The sequence below is a fragment of the Paenibacillus sp. MER 180 genome (assembly GCF_023713665.1).
GTDB classification, from domain to species: Bacteria; Bacillota; Bacilli; order Paenibacillales; family Paenibacillaceae; genus Paenibacillus_B; species Paenibacillus_B suaedae.
In genome coordinates, this window is record NZ_JAMAVT010000010.1 from 91088 (window position 1) to 107018 (window position 15931).

Annotated in this window: 14 protein-coding genes and 1 riboswitch; of the genes, 12 read left to right on the forward strand and 2 right to left on the reverse strand. The window is 47.7% G+C overall.

Going from position 1 to position 15931, the window contains the following annotated elements:
- Positions 1–101: 101 nt before the first annotated feature.
- Positions 102–1751 (forward strand): extracellular solute-binding protein, encoded by a 1650-nt coding sequence (locus M3661_RS17550; RefSeq protein ID WP_065290647.1) that lies wholly within the window; start codon positions 102–104, stop codon positions 1749–1751.
- A gap of 118 nt (positions 1752–1869) precedes the next feature.
- Positions 1870–4107, forward strand: a complete 2238-nt coding sequence (locus M3661_RS17555) for a helix-turn-helix transcriptional regulator (RefSeq protein WP_065290646.1) — start codon at positions 1870–1872, stop codon at positions 4105–4107.
- 63 nt (positions 4108–4170) lie between these two features.
- Here M3661_RS17555 and M3661_RS17560 read toward each other — a convergent pair whose 3' ends face one another.
- The gene (locus M3661_RS17560; protein ID WP_065290645.1) at positions 4171–5442 is read right to left on the reverse strand and encodes a DUF2515 family protein; all 1272 of its coding nucleotides are present in this window, start codon (positions 5440–5442) and stop codon (positions 4171–4173) included.
- Between the two features lie 226 nt (positions 5443–5668).
- Here M3661_RS17560 and M3661_RS17565 point away from each other — a divergent pair, with 226 nt between their 5' ends.
- Together M3661_RS17565 and M3661_RS17570 are read left to right on the forward strand one after the other, a co-directional pair.
- Positions 5669–6007, forward strand: a complete 339-nt coding sequence (locus tag M3661_RS17565; RefSeq protein ID WP_065290644.1) for a thioredoxin family protein — start codon at positions 5669–5671, stop codon at positions 6005–6007.
- 291 nt (positions 6008–6298) lie between these two features.
- On the forward strand, positions 6299–7225 hold the full coding sequence (locus tag M3661_RS17570; RefSeq protein ID WP_083189075.1) for a COX15/CtaA family protein: 927 nt from the start codon (positions 6299–6301) through the stop codon (positions 7223–7225).
- A gap of 176 nt (positions 7226–7401) precedes the next feature.
- On the opposite strand, the gene M3661_RS30305 is transcribed toward M3661_RS17570, so the two are convergent.
- Complete coding sequence (locus tag M3661_RS30305) at positions 7402–7536, reverse strand: hypothetical protein (protein WP_265332122.1); 135 nt, start codon at positions 7534–7536, stop codon at positions 7402–7404.
- Between the two features lie 305 nt (positions 7537–7841).
- Between M3661_RS30305 and M3661_RS17575 the strand changes: the two genes are divergently transcribed.
- The 8 genes from M3661_RS17575 (at position 7842) to M3661_RS17610 (ending at position 15879) form a co-directional block, all read left to right on the forward strand.
- Entirely contained in the window at positions 7842–9635 is a 1794-nt protein-coding gene (locus M3661_RS17575) for a UbiD family decarboxylase (protein WP_021258554.1), read from the forward strand.
- A gap of 5 nt (positions 9636–9640) precedes the next feature.
- A complete protein-coding gene (locus M3661_RS17580; protein ID WP_021258553.1) occupies positions 9641–10336 on the forward strand; it encodes a Cthe_2314 family HEPN domain-containing protein in 696 nt (231 codons plus the stop codon).
- Positions 10337–10413: 77 nt separating this feature from the next.
- A riboswitch (SAM riboswitch) is annotated at positions 10414–10556 on the forward strand.
- A gap of 86 nt (positions 10557–10642) precedes the next feature.
- Positions 10643–10786: a hypothetical protein gene (locus tag M3661_RS17585; RefSeq protein ID WP_161627349.1), complete on the forward strand. Its 144-nt coding sequence runs from the start codon at positions 10643–10645 to the stop codon at positions 10784–10786.
- Between the two features lie 18 nt (positions 10787–10804).
- Positions 10805–11830, forward strand: coding sequence for a methionine ABC transporter ATP-binding protein (locus tag M3661_RS17590; RefSeq protein WP_021258552.1), 1026 nt, complete (start codon positions 10805–10807; stop codon positions 11828–11830).
- A complete protein-coding gene (locus M3661_RS17595; protein ID WP_021252621.1) occupies positions 11830–12495 on the forward strand; it encodes a methionine ABC transporter permease in 666 nt (221 codons plus the stop codon). The genes M3661_RS17590 and M3661_RS17595 overlap by 1 nt, the downstream gene beginning before the upstream one ends.
- A 215-nt stretch (positions 12496–12710) precedes the next feature.
- Positions 12711–13556, forward strand: coding sequence for a MetQ/NlpA family ABC transporter substrate-binding protein (locus tag M3661_RS17600; protein WP_021252622.1), 846 nt, complete (start codon positions 12711–12713; stop codon positions 13554–13556).
- A 233-nt stretch (positions 13557–13789) separates the two neighbouring features.
- Complete coding sequence (locus tag M3661_RS17605; RefSeq protein WP_311279588.1) at positions 13790–14572, forward strand: SDR family oxidoreductase; 783 nt, start codon at positions 13790–13792, stop codon at positions 14570–14572.
- A 149-nt stretch (positions 14573–14721) separates the two neighbouring features.
- On the forward strand, positions 14722–15879 hold the full coding sequence (locus tag M3661_RS17610) for a sugar diacid recognition domain-containing protein (RefSeq protein ID WP_251487057.1): 1158 nt from the start codon (positions 14722–14724) through the stop codon (positions 15877–15879).
- Positions 15880–15931: the final 52 nt, after the last annotated feature.

Sequence of the window (15931 nt, forward strand, 5' to 3'; positions counted from 1 at the left end):
ATATATCTTGGGATAAGATTCTAGCATTTCAGCTACAAGGGCCAGATTTCGGTGAAATCATTTTGAAATTCGTTTTTATCGATTCGAGGGGGAATCTAAAAATGAAACAATGGAAAAGAACACTGATCTCCGTATTAACGGCAATTCTCGTGATTGGGTCGATCACGGCATGCAGCACCTCCAGTAACAGCGCCAACAGCGGTGATAACAAGAAGGAGGAAGCGGGAGGATCTGCTTCTGCCGAAGTCAAAAAGTTGAAACTGCTCGGGCCGCAAGGTTCGAACAAATATATCAAATTCGATGAGAGAGAAAAATATCCGGTATGGAAAGAAGTCGATAAGATGCTCACAGATGCCGGTTTGCAATTGGACTACGAGATGGTTCCAGGCGAGCAATATAAAGTGGTCGTTCAAACGAGAATGGCATCTGGTTCCTCACTTCCTGACATCGTGAACATTTCGGCACTAGATAACACGACGGTGTTGAATTTGGCGAAGCAGGGTGTCCTGCTTGATCTGAATCCTCTGATCGAGAAGTACAGCAACGGCAACATTAAGAAAATGTACAATGAAGAATTCCCATACGCCAAAAAGACGACAACATCGCCTGACGGCAAAATGTACTGGTTCAGCAATCTTCATAAAAAAACATATCAGGAAAAAACACCAGCTCCGGTTGCATTGACGATGCTGCTTCGTAAAGACTGGCTTGATAAGCTGAAGCTCCCGGTTCCTAACACAGCTGCAGAATATTTGCAAACATTGAAGACGTTCCGGGAGAAGGATGCCAACGGAGACGGCAAGCAAAACGAAGTGCTCGTATACGATCCAAGCAAATTTGAAGGCGCTATCGCGCAATGGTTCGGGCTTGGTACAGATATCACGGCAATAGATGTTGAGAACAAAAAGGTAGTATCCCCTTGGTATCAAGACGGAATTAAAGATTACTTCCGCTACTTGCAGCAGTTAACGAAAGAGGGCATTCTCGACACAAGCCTGATTGGGGCAACAGGGGAGCAAAAGCAACAAAAAATGACAGAAAACCAGGTTGCTTCATTGAGTGATTATAATCTGGAAACTTATCAGGAGCCTACCATTAACGGTGGAGGGGAGTTCCTCCCATTGATGCCGCTCAAGGCGGTCGACGGTATCACTCCGGCAGCACAGTTGGAACCTCCATTCCTTGTGTGGCAGAAGTATGCAATTACAAAAGATTGCAAAGACGTGGAAGCAGCCATCAAGTTTTTCGATACGATTTACTCGGAAAAATATGCAGATCTTCTGTATTGGGGAATCGAAGGGCAAACTTACAAGAAGGACAGCAACGGCGCGAAGGTATTTATTAATAATGGCTCAGACGAAGAGTTGGCTAAATCGGGTCAAATTACTGGGCGTCCGTTATTCGGGGACACGGTTTTTCCACGTATTCAATTCGCCAATCTCGAATTCGAGCTCTCTGGTGTGCCCAAAGCAAAAGCTGATCATGAACTGAATATTTTGAATTACAAACCATATTTTGTGAATATGAACCTGAACTATCTGGCCATTCCTGATGATCAGCAGCTCGAGAAGAAAACAAAAATTTTAACCAACTTGACTACGTATTCTCAGGAGCTTGCGACCAAGCTTGCTCTAGGCCAAAAATCGCTTGACGATTGGGATCAATATATCTCCGAACTGAAGAAGCTCGGACTTGATGAATTAATGGAAATCGATCAGCAGCTGCTCGATAGATACAACAGCATCCAATAACATTGCATCAATAATACGGAAAATTGGCGTTCTCCTCGGCTTCCATAGAGGAGTTCGCCGTTTTCTTCATATTGCTTCATTATGCAATGTGGTCTTCAAACCGAAGGAGGTGCAGACTATGCGACATTGGAGCTTTGGGAGCGGGACGTTTCGAAAGATCTTTCTATCCTATACTGCGATCTTGATCATCCCCATCATCGTATTCAGCACCTTAAATGTACAGCGGAACATCATGGAGGAGCGTCAGAAGCTGCATGAGAAGCATGTATCGGATGCAAATCGGATTGCGGCGGTTGTGGACAATAAATTAAGTGAGCTCAAAAATATTGCGAAGATGATTAGCATTGAATCATGGCTTCGGAAGATGATGCAGAATACGGATGTTTATGATGATGAATTTGATTTGTTGAAGATGCTCGAAATCCGAAGGAATTTCGAAAATTCAATTAACTCTACAAATGTACTATCTTTCGGCACAGTCATTTTTCCAGATAAACAACAGATGTTATCGACATGGGGGACATTTTCGGAAGACCACTTCTTCTCTAATATTGCTGTATTTGATGGAGATACACGGCAAATGATGCAAAGCGCTCTTCGGGAGCAACAGTATTTCAAAGTAATGGCGCCAGCAACGGTCAATTTGTGGGGCAGCAGTAAGAGGGTTATTCCTGTCCTTCAAAGTCTGGAGGTGGTCAATCACCCGCGGGCGGTACTGGCTCTATTTATTGACAGCGATTACTTCTCGGAATACATGCGTCGTTTCGGGAGTGTGGAATCCAAAGACATCTTAATTACGACACATGGGACGCCTATTTTCAAGCAGAGCCGGAATCCGGATAACGGGGTTCAGGAAAATGAGCAGACCTATGAGCTTGTTGTGCCTTCCCAAGAGAGCAGTCTGCAATATAAAATCTCTTACTTCGATAACAGTGTCATCGGTATCAATAACTTATTCAGTTCACTGCTGGCTATCTTGATCTCCATTGCGGTCGGCACGTTGTCGGCTTTTGTCCTGGCCAAGGTCAGTTACCGACCTCTAGGAACCTTGCTTCACAAGCTCTCCGCAGGGATTCGTTACGAGGAGGGTAAAAATAGTCCCGTATCCGGCTCTGAATACAATTACATTGAGGAATCGTTCGACCGGCTGTTGAGTGAAAATCAGGTGCTTCAGCAATCTATGCAGGACTACGAAAAAGCGGCGAAGTCGAATTTGTTCCTCCAGCTGCTTAAAGGGTATTTCGCCGATGATCAGCACTTGAACGGGTTGAAGAAATTCGGTATCGGCTATACCGAGGAAATGCATTATTGCACGATGTTGATCAGCTTTCATGCCATCCGTGATTTTTCCGATCTGGATAAGATCAGGAAAATCGAAATGATGACGATGGTAATCATCGAAAAAGTAATGAGTTGTCATCGGCTGGACTATGAGCTATTCGAAGTGACGAATGCGGACAAAGCTTTGATCCTATCCTCCACAAACCGATTTGGAGAAGATGGCATGATGGAACAAATTGCTGCCGGAATTACGGAAGAAATTGAACATACATGTGGTTTCCAGCCTTTTGTCCTGTATGGAACGATGGAGAAGGGGCTCGTTGGCATTAGTAAGTCGTACTATACGGCTAATGAAAGTTTGCAGTATACGTTGTTTTCACGGGAACATCTACAGGTCGTGCCGGAGGAGACCATTCCAAGCATCGTTGACTATTATTATCCGACAGATTGGGAGGTTCAGTTGATTAATAACTTGAAAATAGGGAACCTAGATACCTCGATGCAGATTCTTTATGAAATCAGCGCGGAAAACGGGAAACGAAACCTGTCTGAGGCAAGTACGATCAAGCTCGTTTCATTATTGATGGAAACGCTGCTAAGAGTGCTGCATGAGCTCAATCTCGATACGGGCATTTACGCGAAACAATTTGCCAATAGAGCAAAGGGCAGAAATACGGAGGAAATGTGGGGCTATGTGTTTGAAGTGGGAACGTTACTATGCGAGCGAAATCGGTATTCCAATACGTCATCGACGATTGAAGCTGGAAGTCAGTTGCTGCAGTACGTAAACCAAAATTATACGAGTGCCGACGTATCCTTAAAACAGCTTGCTGAAATCTTCCAGATGTCGGTCTCCAAGGCGTCTAAACTATTTAAGGAAGTCACCGGAATCAATTTCTACGATTATTTATGCCGGCTTCGCATTGAAATGGCTAAGGAATTGCTGCGAGAAAAGAAATGCGGCATTGATGACATCGCACGCCGAGTAGGCTACGAAAACGTATATTCGTTCAAACGTGCGTTTACACGATATGAAGGCATTAAGCCGGATGAATACATGGAATCGGCAGGCTGAATGAAGAAGGACACTTACTGGAGAAGTGTCCTTCTTTGACTGCAATCCTATATATCTGCTTCGTTATCCCTTGCTCGGATGAATGAACCCAGCGAGCGAGGCAGTCTCTCTCCACAACCGATCATGAGAGCTGGTCATGTCAGCCTGCAGCGGAGCTGAAATCGGCTGGAGATGCCGATACATTCGCTCATCTATGAACCAATCGCCTTCTTCAATTTGCCGTGCCGGCTCGTCCTTCCAGACATCAGTTAAGGCTGGACTGTAGGCGCGGTATGTAACAGAAAGTTCGGTTCGATCGGGCGGGATCGCCTGCTTCACAAAGCGGTGCGGCCAATAGTCTGCTCTCGATCCCGTATGAGGGGCCGCGCGCATGAAACGAACAGCATGATTATAAATATGGGGCGTATGGAACAGCAGCGCATACAGCTTCTCTCCGAACGCTATGCGTTCATCCAAGTCAGTAAAGTTCTCTAAATTAAGCCCAACGAGCGGAATCGCTTCTTCCTCTCGTGGAGATGGGACACCAAGCGGGAAAATGACTTGATTCATCTGCAGCCAACCATGCAATTGGAAATCCCATTCATTAAGCACATGCGCCCGGTAGGTGGGATTGCGCATGACTCTGCCTTCAATGACGTTCTGTTCGTTAATAATAAGTGCTGTCGTGAGCAGCGAACTTGTCTGCTGTACCCAGAAGCCGTCCCAGAATGGGGTCATGAAGGCAGATACGCCAAAAGCAGGAAGCAGATGGAACAGGCTTTTGCCGGCTCGGCGGCTGGCTGCATACAGCAGCAGCTGCGGATAGGCATCATGGAATATGAGTGCATTTGATCGTTCCAGCACTCGGTAGGTCCACAATCTATGGTTCGCACTCATAATGCGGGGTAGCCATTCTCCCTGCAAATCAGTCATACTCCAGCCGCCATTTCGTGAGACCATATGCGCGAGCAGGGCCCAATGCAGCTCTGGATAAGACTGATAGATTCGCGCATAGGCTGCAGTGCGTGTAATATTGTTGCGATTGGCTGTACGAACAGAGCTCTGAATTTGCCGGATGATCCGCCATTCCTCTGCTGAGAATTCCGTATCTCCTCGCTCTCGAAAGCTGCTGACTGTACCCTGCTGACGTACTTTCTCGTTCAGCAGTCTACTGGCCTGCTCTTCCGCACGTTTCGCTGCGGCGCGATTCCAATCAAACGACGGGCGTTCCCGCCATTGTAAGAGTTGTTGATAAAGTTCATTCCAAGTTGAACGTACGACACTATATGCCGTATCGAACGAGTGGCGCATCAGCTGTATCGCGTGGCGCATGCGCTTGGATAGATTGGACAGCATCGATTGTTCCCCTCCATTTCGAGACGACGATACGTGACCGATTTCATTGATTTTCTTCATAGTATGCCCAAAAACAGCCGTAGACGTTCATGTGTGGGGTTTGACTTTTCCATTCTCCAAATGTTATAAGTTCAAGAAAGCAGAAGTATCAGAATACATCTGCTGGATGTTGGATAAGAGAAGTTCCATGTTAGATTCTGTGAACTTAGTAGGGAGTGAAGCGTGTATGGAAAGAATAGAAACAGTTGAGCGGTTCAATGAGATCATTGCACAAGAGGAGCCAGTTGTAGCGGTATTTAAGACATCCTGGTGCCCAGATTGCCACTTCATCGATCCTTTCATGCCTGAATTGGAGACGAATTATGCAGGTAAGGTGACGTTCGTTGAAATCGATTCGGAGAAGCTCCTTGATGTTGCACAGCAATACCACATTCTTGGTATTCCAAGCTTCGTAGCCTTCAAGGGCGGCAAGGAAACCATTCGCTTCGTCAACAAGCTGCGCAAGACTCGTCCTGAAATCGAGCAGTTCGTTGATCGGGCAATTGCAGTTTCTGCAGCTGTATAATAAGTGAATAGTCACTCGATGCACATATGAGAACCGTCCCGCTGGTGGGGCGGTTTTTTTATTGCCTTGAAAGGATGTAGAGCGATTTACAGCTGAAGCAATCCGAAATTAGAAGTCAATCTTGTACATGAGGTAAGGGGGCTGGATGATCGATTTCAGAGAAGAAAGATGTAATATTTGTCACAATTTAGCCGTACACTCAGCTAGGAAATCTTGTATAATGGAGGACGATTGGAACTGTTTTCATAATTTGTAATGGCAAAAAATTGAACAACGGGTCAGGTGAAACTAGTGAACGCGAGCATCTACCGGATATTGAGGCGGTTATCTTACGCGGTTTGCATCGGTATGTTTATCGTAGTGTTAAACGGGGCGCTTGTAACGAAGACAGGCTCCGGAAGTGGCTGCGGCACGGATTGGCCACTATGCAATGGCAAGTTTGTTCCGGCATATACGATCGAATCCATGATCGAATACTCTCACCGATCTGTGACGGGTGTTGTAGGATTGCTTGTTCTGGCCTTGTTCATCTACGTTCTTCGCTATGCGAAGCATCATCGTGAGGCTCTATATTACTCTTCTCTCACCTTATTATTTACTATTATACAAGCAATTATGGGAGCGCTTGCGGTAGTCTTTACCCAGTCTCCGCCTGTTATGGCGCTTCACTTCGGATTCTCGCTGCTGGCGTTCGCTTCTTCCTTCATGATGAGTGTAGTGGCAAGGCGCTACGAACGCGGCATCGATTCTACATCTGTTGTAAACTCCGTTCGCGCAGAATTTCGGTATGGGGTATGGTTCACACTTCTATATACGTATATCGTAATATACGTAGGGGCATTTGTTAGGCACACGGACTCTTCAGGAGCATGCATGGGCTGGCCGCTGTGCAACGGGGAGTTGATTCCGGAGCTGTCGGGAGGGACAGGAATTGCCTTCATGCATCGTGTGGCAGCAGCACTATTATTTGTTGTAATCGCGATTATGTCACATTTTGCTTACCACAAACACAAAGACAATCGCGAGATTCAGTTGTGCGGCATTTGGGCGCTTATCCTATGTGCAGCACAGATTGCAAGCGGCGCGGTCGTTGCGAGTACGATCACGAATCCTGACTTATTCCTATTTGCAAGCTTATTACATACGGTATTGATTTGTGGACTGTTCAGTGTACTCTGTTATATGAGCATCCGTGTCTGGCAGCTGCGGCAAAAATAAGGATCGTTTCTCCTGGCTGTGATGGTGGTAAGAAGAACCGAAGAAGATTGAGTTTGAGTTATAGAATGGATTCAGTGGTTATAAATAAAGAAGCAGATCGCTTACTGTTGGACAATGGAGATTGTCAACGAGAGGCAAGCGAGCTGCTTCTTTTTCTCTGAGAAACATTCATTGGATTAGGCGCCTTCCTTTACTTGCTGTGTTTCATTCGAGTGCGCACCGAGCAATACGATAGATGCGGCAGCCTTTGCTGCTGCCAACCAGCGAACATTCCACGGCTTGCGTACGATAACCTGATTGTTGTTTTTCATATCATTCTACCTCCAATTATTTTTGATGTGTTCCCTTTGATGACCTCATTATACCTGTAGACATTCTGCTCGTACCATGTAATCGGCTTACGGCTATCTTACAATGTCGTAATAATGTCGTAAGTTGTCTGCTCGGTCAGGCTTTAGGTTCATCAAAAAAACAGCTATACTACAGAAGAGGAAGTTTTCGTTTGTCATCAATGCCCGGTTGTGAACGCAATTATTGCAGACATCCTGCGGCATCCATGTAACTGTTCATGTACAGCAACACAGATACGCTTATTTTTTTCAAGGAGGGCTCGTAGTTGTCATTTACGAATATACGCGACTTTGTCGACACGCTGAAGCGTGAGAATGACCTCGTCGTTATTGAAGCGGAAGTTGATCCGTATTTGGAAATTGCAGAAATTCATCGACGCGTCATTGAAGAGGGAGGCCCTGCGCTTCTATTCACCAATGTGAAGGGCAGCCCCTTTGCAGTGACGACGAACCTGTTCGGTACGATGCGCCGGGTGGATATGGCCTTCGGAACGCGTCCTGAGCAGCTCGCGAATAAGTGCGTAGAGGCCGTAAACCGTCTAATGCCTCCATCGCCGAAGAAGCTGTGGCAAGAGCGTTCGACGGTGAAAGAGCTCCTTAGCCTTATGAAGGTTGGCATGAAGGATATATCTTCTTCGCAAGCTCCAATTATGCAGGTGAAGCGTACAGACAAGCCGATGCAGGGCTTGCCGGCATTGACGAGCTGGCAGCTGGACGGAGGTCCATTTATTACGCTTCCATTGGTCTATACCGAACATCCGGAGCTGAAGAGCGCTGATCACAATCTCGGTATGTACCGAATTCAAATTTACGATGACAGCACGACAGGTGTGCATTGGCAAATTCAAAAGGGCGGCGGCCTCCATCATCATGAGGCTGAGCTGCGCAATGAAGCGCTTCCGGTATCCGTCATCGTGGGCGGGCCGCCTGCGCTGATTGCGGCTGCGATCGCTCCACTGCCGGAGAAGCTCCCTGAGCTGTTGATGGCATCATTCGTCATGGGTGAGCGTCTTCCAGTGGTAGACAGCGGATTCGAAGGACATCGCATCCCAGCGGAAGCAGAATTCGTTATCCAAGGGTACGTTCCACCACATGAGCGCCGCATGGAAGGGCCATTTGGCGACCACTACGGCTATTACTCATGGGCGCATGAGTTCCCGTTCCTGAATGTGAAGCACATGTACCATCGCAAGAATGCGATCTACCCAGCTACAATCGTGGGCAAGCCGCGTCAGGAAGACTACTATTTGGGCGAGTATCTGGTTAGATTGTTGTCGCCAGCGTTCCCGATGGTTATGCCGGCGGTACGCAAGGTACATCCATATCCAGAAACAGGCGTTCACTCGCTTGCCGCAGCTGTTGTACGTGAAAGCTACTCTCGTGAGGCGCTTCTGTCTGGCTTCCGTATTCTTGGCGAAGGGCAGCTCAGCTTGACGAAGTTCTTGATGTTGACGGATCAGCCGGTTGACTTAGAGAACTTTGCAGAGCTTACGGAAGCGGTGCTAGAGCGCTTCAAGCCAGAGACGGATCTGTACGTGATTAATAATACGTCCCATGACACACTTGACTATACGGGGCATAAACTGAACCATGGCAGCAAGGGGATATTGCTCGGTGTAGGCGATGTAGTCCGTGAATTGCCTGGCGTGTACGAAGAAGGCCCCATCGATGAGATTAACGATGTGGCTGTATTTTGCCGTGGCTGCTTGACAATGTCAGGTGCTTCGTATGAAGCAGAACCACAGCTGGCGGAACGATTGCTACATCGTCTTGCTGCACAAGAGACGAAGTGGCCGCTCGTCTTTCTCGTTGACGACGCTCAGGTTGCCAATACGCAGTTGTCGTTCTTGTGGACGGTGTTTACGCGATTTAACCCCGCATCAGATATATACGCGGCAATGGAAGTCCGTAATCACCATCTCTCGTATAAATTGCCAATTGTTATCGATGCCCGCATGAAGCCAGGCTACCCAGATGAGTTATTCCCGCGTGAGGATATTGTGGAATTGGTCGACCGCCGTTGGAAAGACTATTTCCCAAACGGAATTAAGCGGGGGTGAGTTCCATGCTGCGCAGCTTGTTCGGGGAGCCGCCCCGTGTTGACAGCGGAACGTTGAAGGATGCAATGGCGGGGATGGACAACTATTTGGAAGCAATACGCAGTCGCATGGAGGGAACAGGCGATCCCGATCACTTCTGGCGCAAGATAGAAGTATGGACAGTCGGACTGAAGACCTCCTTGGATGAACTGGAACAAAGCGTATATGCGTCTGATAAGTTCGCCGATCGTGTGTCGAAGCATTATGAGGCCGAGATGTCTGAATCGGAGCAGGATGATTATTACCGGTACGTCTATTTTTATAAAAATGGATTTATTCGCGTGTTCTCGATCTTGGACAAGCTTGGAACGCTGCTGAATACAGTGCTGTCCTTGGAGACCGAGAGGGTGAAGCATCATTTCTCTTACTTTACGGTGCTTCGCCAATTGCGCTTCAAGGGACAGCATCCTGAATTGGAACATGCCCTGCTGGCATTGAAGGAGCAGCATGAAGATGCGCTTCAGCGGCTGCGCAAGCGACGCAATATGGAGATTCATCATATGAACCCAGAAATGCAGGATGATTTATGGCAGCGGCATCGCAGCTTGAATGACAAAATTAAGCTTGAGGATATTCAGGCCAATGTGGCAGATTTGCAGCATGGTCTGGAGATGGTGTGTGGCGCATTAATCCATGTGTTTCGACTGCTTCCCGTCAAGTAATGGAATTGAAAAGGGAATAAAAGTTAATTGACAACTTTCACCTGCTGCATTATACTCAACTTAATTTCATAACTGTTTTCTTATCAAGAGTGGCGGAGGGACAGGCCCTGCGAAGCCCGGCAACCGATCTTGCAACCCGGATGCATAACAATAAGTTATGCGATTGCAAGATGTCAATGGTGCTAATTCCTTCAGAACGTAATGTTCTGGCAGATAAGAAAGGGAGAGTCGATTTTTCATCTGGTTTCTTCACAGAATACCGAACGTTCGCCCCCTTTTGGCATCTGCCAAGAGGGGGCTTTTTGCATGAACGTGCGGCCCCAAAATGGAGAAGTGAAGGCAGCCAAGGCAATGTGGTATATTTGGCGACAGTTATTGAGAGGATACAGCATACGAATAGATGAAGATAAGGCTGTAGCGCCTATCTATTCTAGAATGTGGCTAGCATGAAGGAAGGTGACGATTCCGTTGATTCGGTTGGAACATATAAGTAAGCAATATGGTGCTAACGGCAAGGTGCAAGGGCTGCTGGCACTGGATGATGTGAGTCTGTCGGTTGAATCTGGCGAGATTTATGGAATTATCGGCCATTCAGGTGCAGGGAAGAGTACGCTGCTGCGCAGCATTAACCTGCTTGAGCGGCCTACGGCAGGCGTAGTTGAGGTAGACGGTGTTAACTTAACGAAGCTGTCGAAGTCGGCGCTGCAGCAGCAGCGGCGCAAAATCGGAATGATTTTTCAGCATTTTAACCTGCTCAGTTCAGCAACGGTATATGACAATATTGCATTTCCGATGCGCCTGGCGGGAACATCCAAGGATAAAGTAGAGAAGAAAGTAAATGAGTTGATTAGGCTTGTTGGTTTGGAAGAACACAAGCATAAATACCCGGCTCAATTGTCCGGTGGACAAAAGCAGCGCGTAGGGATTGCGCGTGCGCTTGCGAATGATCCGAAGGTGCTGCTCTGTGATGAAGCAACCTCGGCACTAGATCCGCAGACGACGAATGCGATCTTGGAGCTGCTGCTCGATATTAACCGCAAGTTCGGAATTACGATCGTGCTAATCACCCATGAGATGCACGTCATCCAAGCGATATGCGACAAAGTTGCCGTTATTCATGGCGGGAAGATTGCTGAGGCAGGCAAGGTTGTAGACGTGTTCTTGAAGCCTCAGCATCCGGTAACGCGCGAATTCATTCTTGAAGAGCGCAGCGATGCGGATATTCAGCCTTGGGCGGCATTCAAGAGCCAGGCTGCTGAGCATTCCCGTGTTGTGAAGATCAACTATTTGGGTGATGTCACGTATGAGCCGGTGCTGCATCGTGTCCTTACGGAAGCGGGCGTCAGCTTCGCAATACTGCAGGGAACGATCTCTCGGATGAAGGATACTCCTTACGGCCAATTGGTCGTTCGTCTAGATGGCGACACAAGTGCTGTAGAGCAATCATTATCTTCTCTCCGGGCGCAGGGTCTTGAAGTGGAGGTGATTGCGTGATGAATTTCGATTTCTCTACTGTCAATTGGAGCGACGTGTCTTCGGCTACTGGAGAAACATTGCAGATGATGCTGTTCTCTGTACTATTCACCTTCCTTGTTGGCTTGCCGCTAGGCGTGCTCTTGTATTTAACTGGGCGCACGGGTAGCAGAGCTGGGAAGATCGTATATAGTATCTTGTCATTCATTGTGAACGTGCTGCGTTCAGTACCGTTCGTTATTCTAATGATTGCGATCATACCGATTACACGAATTGTAGTAGGCACATCTATCGGTGTAGAAGGAACAATCCCGCCGCTCGTTATCGCGGCTGCACCATTCTTCGCTCGTCTCGTGGAGACGTCATTGCGTGAGGTTGATCGGGGCGTTATTGAGGCAGCACAGGCAATGGGAGCATCCACTTGGCAGATTGTATATAAGGTTCTACTGCCCGAAGCTATGCCAGGCTTGATTGCAGGGACGACGATAACGGCGGTTACGCTCGTATCGTATACAGCGATGTCAGGTCTCATTGGCGGCGGCGGTCTCGGTGACCTAGCGATTCGCTACGGATACCATCGCTATGAGATTGAAATGATGATCGTGGCGATCGTTATTATGGTTATACTCGTACAGGTGCTGCAATGGATTGGCGATGCATTTGTTCGCCGCTATACAAGAAAATAAAAAAATATTGTGCTGAGTCGGTCATTTCATGGTTGACGGCAGCACAAAATATGATATAATCCCAGTAATTCAATTGGAATTATCGGTAGTTACGAGTTGGATGAAATGAACATTTGAATCAAAACCTAATAGGCATAGGAAGCATGCTCTTAGGAGCTTCAACTTATACACAATCATCAATTAAAATGGGGATCTTGGAAGGAGTAGTGAATGACATGAAAAAGTGGACTTTTGTATTGACGCTTATTACACTCGTAGCGGTACTCGCTGCTTGCGGCAACAAGAATACAGCAGGCGATAACACGAACGCATCTGGTGAGGCAGGCAAGTCTGGCACAGAAAAAGTGAAGCTTGTCGTAGGTGCAACACCGGTGCCTCATGCAGAAATACTGAATCATATCAAGCCGAAGCTGGCTGAGCAAGGGATTGAGTTGGAAGTTAAGGAGTTCACGGATTATGTTCAGCCGAACGTACAAGTACACGAGAAGCAGCTTGATGCGAACTTCTTCCAACATAAGCCGTACTTGGACAATGAAGTGAAGACGAAGGGATACAACCTTGTAACTGTAGGCAATATTCACGTTGAGCCTTTCGGAGGTTACTCCAAGAAGATTAAGTCGGTTAGTGAAATTGCAGATGGCGCAACGGTATCGATTCCGAACGATGCAACAAATGGCGGACGTGCGCTGCTCTTGCTGGAGAAGCAGGGCATTATTAAGTTGAAGGATGGCGTAGGTCTGGAAGCAACGGTTAACGACATTGCTGAGAATCCGAAGAACTTGAAGTTCAAAGAGCTGGAAGCTGCAATGCTGCCTCGTACGCTGGATGAAGTTGACTTCTCGCTTATCAATACGAACTATGCACTGCAAGCGAACTTGAATCCTACGAAGGATGCGTTGTTCATTGAAGATAAGGATTCTCCGTATGCGAACATCTTGACGGCTCGCGAGGACAACAAGGATAGTGATGCTGTGAAGAAATTGCTTGCAGCTTTGCAGTCTGACGATGTGAAGAAATTTATTGAAGATAAATACCAAGGTTCGATCGTACCTGCATTCTAATTGTAGAATACTTTCAATGAGAGAAGCCCTAGAGGCAAGCTGCCTTTCGATAAGAAAGGTGGAGCTTGCTGCTAGGGCTTTTTTCTTTGTAATCTAGGTGGAAGGGATTCAAGTGCATTGCGGAGCGGGACAGTCTGTCTACATCAGTGTCCAATGCAAAGTTGTTCTGCCAAGGCAAATATCTTATACTGAACGTGGAAGTTCTTTGAAGCGCTCAAAAGGAGGATTACGACGTGGAACAGCAGCGTAAAATTGCTCTTATTACGGGGAGCGCCAAAGGCCTCGGGAAGATGACAGCTATGACATTGGCCGAAGCCGGGCATGATATTGTCTTAAATTATGTACATAGCGAGGAAGAGGCTGAAGCACTGCGGCTCCAGCTCGAGAAGACGGGAATACGGTGTATTGCCATTCGCGCGGATATTTCCAAGCCGGAGGAAGTAAAGCGGCTCGTTACTGAAATGAATGAACGCATCGGTATGGCTGATATTGTGGTGAACAATGCTGGGCCGTTCATTAGAGAGCGGAGATTGTTCGCGGATTACTCGGAAGAGGACATTATGTATTTATTGAATGGGAATCTAAGCGGTGTCATACTGCTCGATCATTTGCTGCTCGGATCGATGCGGAAGAAGGGATGGGGGCGCATTATCCATTATGGCTTCGGCCATGCGTCTGAGGCGCGTTCTTGGCCGCATCGGGCGGTATATGCCGCAGCCAAGGTGGGACTAGTGTCTTTCACGAAGACACTGGCGGTAGAGGAAGCACAAAATGGCATTACGGTGAATATGATTTGCCCTGGCGATATTCGTGGTGACAACAAGGAGCGTAAGATCGAGGATGTACTTCATCTAACTGATGACGAAACGCCGCGCGGCCGTCCCGGCAGTGGTGAAGATGTGACCCGAGTTATTCGCTTCTTATGTGAGGATGCTTCTGACTTTATAACTGGTAATATTATTAATGTCTCAGGCGGACTCGATCCTATTCGTACAACGATTAGCTCGAGATCCTAATGCTGCATGTACGCCCGTCGGCTGACAGACACAGCGGTTGCTGTGCCCTGTTGGAACGAGGGCGTTTTCATATTTTGGAGAAGAAGGATGGACAGGATGCGGGATGTCCTATACTCTTTCTAATTTCGCGTGATAGGTGGTATGAAGATATGAGTTGGCTGACCAAGCAATTGGCGCAAGCAATCGTCTCACGGACGATGCAGGTCATTGGGTACAATGTAAATGTGATGGATGAGCGTGGGCGGATCATTGGCTCGGGTGACCTGTCCCGCATTAATCAAAAGCATGAAGGGGCACTCATTGCCATTGAGCGCAAGGGAAGGTTCGAGATCGATGAGGAGAGTGCACGCAATCTTCATGGTGTTATGCCGGGGACGAATCTTGTTATTCAATTTCGCGGAGAAGTTGTCGGCGTTATCGGGATTACGGGAGATCCTGCTGAAGTGACGAAGTATGGGGAACTTGTCAAGATGACAGCTGAGATGTATTTGGAGCAGGCGGATTTGTTGGAAAAGGCGCGCTGGGATAAGCGGATGAAGGAGGATTTCCTCTTATCGGTCATTCATGCGGAACCGGGAGATCAAGCCATGCTTCGCCTGCAGGCGGAACGAATTGGCCTGAAGCCGGACAAGCCTCGTGTTGCTTGTATTCTGGAGCTTACGGATGAACAGGATGCGGATTCGGTACCTACACTGCGCAGAGTTGTAGAACTGTTGGAAGGGCGGCCGACAATTGATCTTATCGCGATTCGGAATACGCGGCAAATCGTCCTATTCAAGCCGCATTTGCACCCACGGAAGCCGAATATGGATATATGCGAGGGAATACGGCAAATTCGGAAGTTGCTGGAAGAGAAGCAGATTGCACCTCTTCGTATCGCGGTGGGCAAGGCTGATTCAGGAATCGATGGGCTCATAGCATCCTATCGCTCTGCTCAAGATACGATGCGCGCGGGTCAAGCGATCCTGCCTGAGCATACGGTCTATTATAGTGAGGATATGCCAAATGAGACGGTGTTGGCGAATGTGGGCCGCAGCTGGGTTACGGATGAGATGGAGCAGATGTGGCAGCGATTCATCCAAGAGGATCGAAGCGGGGAATTGAGGCAGACTCTGCAGGTGTATTATGAGGAAAGCGGCGAGCAGCAGCGGATTGCACAGCGGCTGGCCATCCATCGCAACACGCTCCGTTATCGTCTTCAGCGGATTGCGGATGTGACAGGCAAGGATCCCAAGAGCTTTCGCGATTTGTATACGTTAATGTCGGCGTGGTGGATTCACGCGATGCTGCGCAGTAGTGAGTCTTAGCCAGTTAACATTGGAAAGGCTGAGCATGTCTATTTCATGTATCTTATTTCAT

Excerpts from the sequence above, each read along its gene's own strand:
- M3661_RS17550 (WP_065290647.1), top strand. The coding sequence starts at position 102 with ATGAAACAATGGAAAAGAACACTGATCTCCGTATTAACGGCAATTCTC.
- M3661_RS17555 (WP_065290646.1), top strand. The coding sequence starts at position 1,870 with ATGCGACATTGGAGCTTTGGGAGCGGGACGTTTCGAAAGATCTTTCTA.
- M3661_RS17560 (WP_065290645.1), bottom strand. The coding sequence starts at position 5,442 with ATGCTGTCCAATCTATCCAAGCGCATGCGCCACGCGATACAGCTGATG.
- M3661_RS17565 (WP_065290644.1), top strand. The coding sequence starts at position 5,669 with ATGGAAAGAATAGAAACAGTTGAGCGGTTCAATGAGATCATTGCACAA.
- M3661_RS30305 (WP_265332122.1), bottom strand. The coding sequence starts at position 7,536 with ATGAAAAACAACAATCAGGTTATCGTACGCAAGCCGTGGAATGTTCGC.
- M3661_RS17580 (WP_021258553.1), top strand. The coding sequence starts at position 9,641 with ATGCTGCGCAGCTTGTTCGGGGAGCCGCCCCGTGTTGACAGCGGAACG.
- M3661_RS17585 (WP_161627349.1), top strand. The coding sequence starts at position 10,643 with ATGAACGTGCGGCCCCAAAATGGAGAAGTGAAGGCAGCCAAGGCAATG.
- M3661_RS17595 (WP_021252621.1), top strand. The coding sequence starts at position 11,830 with ATGAATTTCGATTTCTCTACTGTCAATTGGAGCGACGTGTCTTCGGCT.
- M3661_RS17600 (WP_021252622.1), top strand. The coding sequence starts at position 12,711 with ATGAAAAAGTGGACTTTTGTATTGACGCTTATTACACTCGTAGCGGTA.
- M3661_RS17610 (WP_251487057.1), top strand. The coding sequence starts at position 14,722 with ATGAGTTGGCTGACCAAGCAATTGGCGCAAGCAATCGTCTCACGGACG.